This is a genomic window from Flavobacterium aquicola (assembly GCF_003385115.1).
GTDB lineage: Bacteria > Bacteroidota > Bacteroidia > Flavobacteriales > Flavobacteriaceae > Flavobacterium > Flavobacterium aquicola.
In genome coordinates this window covers 1-3,173 of sequence record NZ_QUNI01000030.1, presented here as the reverse complement: position 1 = coordinate 3,173, position 3,173 = coordinate 1, and the positions used below count along the sequence as shown (strand labels likewise).

2 rRNA genes are annotated in these 3,173 nt (G+C 49.4%); both read left to right on the top strand.

Annotated features, from left to right (window positions below):
* Positions 1–8: 8 nt before the first annotated feature.
* A 23S ribosomal RNA gene (locus C8P67_RS21625) occupies positions 9–2,891 on the top strand.
* Positions 2,892–3,059: 168 nt separating this feature from the next.
* A 5S ribosomal RNA gene (gene rrf, locus C8P67_RS21620) occupies positions 3,060–3,169 on the top strand.
* The last annotated feature ends 4 nt before the right edge of the window (positions 3,170–3,173 follow it).

Here is a 3,173-nt window from a genome sequence, read left to right as displayed (position 1 = left end):
GATTGGTACAATAAGCAAAATAAGGGCGTATGGGGGATGCCTAGGCTCTCAGAGGCGATGAAAGGCGTGATAAGCTGCGAAAAGTTACGGGGATCTGCACACAAGACTTGATCCGTAAATACCTGAATGGGGCAACCCGCTATGTTGAAGACATAGCACACCGATAGGTGGGCAAACCCGCTGAACTGAAACATCTAAGTAGGCGGAGGAGAAGAAAACAAAAGTGATTCCGTAAGTAGTGGCGAGCGAACGCGGATTAGCCCAAACCAGTGCTGTTACGGCAGTGCTGGGGTTGTAGGACCACGGCATTTTATGTACAAGGAACCAGAAGTTGCTGGAAAGTGACGCCATAGAGGGTGATAGCCCCGTATGGGTAACAAGTATAATAGATAGTGGTATCCTGAGTAGGGCGGGGCACGTGAAACCCTGTCTGAATTTGGCGGGACCATCCGCTAAGGCTAAATACTCCTGAGAGACCGATAGTGAACCAGTACCGTGAGGGAAAGGTGAAAAGAACCGTGAATAACGGAGTGAAATAGATCCTGAAACCATACGCTTACAAGCGGTCGGAGCCCTTTTGTGGGGTGACGGCGTGCCTTTTGCATAATGAGCCTACGAGTTAACGTTGCTGGCAAGGATAAGTGATTAAGTCACGGATCCGTAGCGAAAGCGAGTCTGAATAGGGCGCTTTAGTCAGTAGTGTTAGACGCGAAACCGTGTGATCTACCCATGGGCAGGATGAAGCGCTGGTAACACAGTGTGGAGGTCCGAACCGGTTGACGTTGAAAAGTCTTCGGATGACCTGTGGGTAGGGGTGAAAGGCCAATCAAACTCGGAAATAGCTCGTACTCCCCGAAATGCATTTAGGTGCAGCGCACGGCGCAAAGTTATATAGAGGTAGAGCTACTGATTGGATGCGGGGGCTTCACCGCCTACCAATTCCTGACAAACTCCGAATGCTATATAATGTTTCCGTGCAGTGAGGGCTTGGGTGCTAAGGTCCAAGTCCGAGAGGGAAAGAACCCAGACCATCAGCTAAGGTCCCCAAATATATGTTAAGTTGAAAGAACGAGGTTTGTCTGCCCAGACAGCTAGGATGTTGGCTTGGAAGCAGCCATTCATTTAAAGAGTGCGTAACAGCTCACTAGTCGAGCGGACGAGCATGGATAATAATCGGGCATAAACATATTACCGAAGCTATGGATTTTGTAGCAATACAAAGTGGTAGGGGAGCATTCCAGCAGGGTTGAAGGTGTATCGTAAGGTATGCTGGACTGGCTGGAAAAGAAAATGTAGGCATAAGTAACGATAATGCGGGCGAGAAACCCGCACACCGAAAGACTAAGGTTTCCACAGCTATGCTAATCAGCTGTGGGTTAGTCGGGACCTAAGGCGAACCCGAAAGGGACAGTCGATGGCCAACGGGTTAATATTCCCGTACTACTGATTACTGTGATGGGGTGACGGAGTGATGAAAGCGCCGCGAACTGACGGAATAGTTCGTTGAAGTACCTACCTATAAGATCTGCAGGCAAATCCACAGATTTTGGGGAAATACGATAGTACTCGGAGTCTTCGGACAAAGAGATAGTGCGCCTAAGGGCTTCCAAGAAAAACCTCTAAACTTCAGGTAATCAGTACCCGTACCGCAAACCGACACAGGTAGTCGAGGAGAGAATCCTAAGGTGCTCGAGAGATTCATGGCTAAGGAATTAGGCAAAATAGACCCGTAACTTCGGGAGAAGGGTCGCCCCGAGTAATCGGGGCCGCAGTGAAGAGGTCCAGGCGACTGTTTATCAAAAACACAGGGCTCTGCAAAATCGTAAGATGAAGTATAGGGCCTGACACCTGCCCGGTGCTGGAAGGTTAAGAGGAGATGTTATCTTCGGAGAAGCATTGAATTGAAGCCCCAGTAAACGGCGGCCGTAACTATAACGGTCCTAAGGTAGCGAAATTCCTTGTCGGGTAAGTTCCGACCTGCACGAATGGTGTAACGATCTGGACACTGTCTCAGCCATGAGCTCGGTGAAATTGTAGTAACGGTGAAGATGCCGTTTACCCGCAGTGGGACGAAAAGACCCTGTGCACCTTTACTATAGCTTAGTATTGACCTTGGATAAATGATGTGTAGGATAGGTTGGAGACTATGAAGCGGCGTCGCCAGGCGTTGTGGAGTCATTGTTGAAATACAACCCTTTGTTTATCTGAGGCCTAACCCCCAGCCGGGGGGACATTGCTTGGTGGGTAGTTTGACTGGGGTGGTCGCCTCCAAAAGAGTAACGGAGGCTTCTAAAGGTTCCCTCAGTACGCTTGGTAACCGTGCGTAGAGTGCAATGGCATAAGGGAGCTTGACTGAGAGACATACAGGTCGATCAGGTACGAAAGTAGAGCATAGTGATCCGGTGGTTCCGCATGGAAGGGCCATCGCTCAAAGGATAAAAGGTACGCCGGGGATAACAGGCTGATCTCCCCCAAGAGCTCATATCGACGGGGGGGTTTGGCACCTCGATGTCGGCTCGTCACATCCTGGGGCTGGAGAAGGTCCCAAGGGTTGGGCTGTTCGCCCATTAAAGTGGCACGCGAGCTGGGTTCAGAACGTCGTGAGACAGTTCGGTCTCTATCTACTGTGGGCGTTAGAAATTTGAGTGGATCTGATTCTAGTACGAGAGGACCGAATTGGACTAACCTCTAGTGTATCTGTTGTCCCGCCAGGGGCACCGCAGAGTAGCTACGTTGGGAAGGGATAAGCGCTGAAAGCATATAAGCGCGAAACCCACCACAAGATGAGATTTCTTTTAAGGGTCGTGGAAGATGACCACGTTGATAGGCTATAGGTGTAAAGGCAGTAATGTCATAGCCGAGTAGTACTAATAACCCGTAAGCTTATGTACATCTCACCTGCGCCTAAGGGCGCAGGGGAAACTTTCTAATACTTTATTTGATTTCTTTATCTCAGTATGTTAAAATATTGGTCATTAGGCAAAAGGCAATAGCCAAAAGTTTAATGAACCCGTGCAAAGACTAATGGCTTATGGCTGTTGGCTAATGCCTTAAATTCTTAAGGTGGTTATTGCGGCGGGGCTCACCTCTTCCCATCCCGAACAGAGTAGTTAAGCCCGCCTGCGCAGATGGTACTGCAGTTATGTGGGAGAGTATGTCGCTGCCTTTCTTTA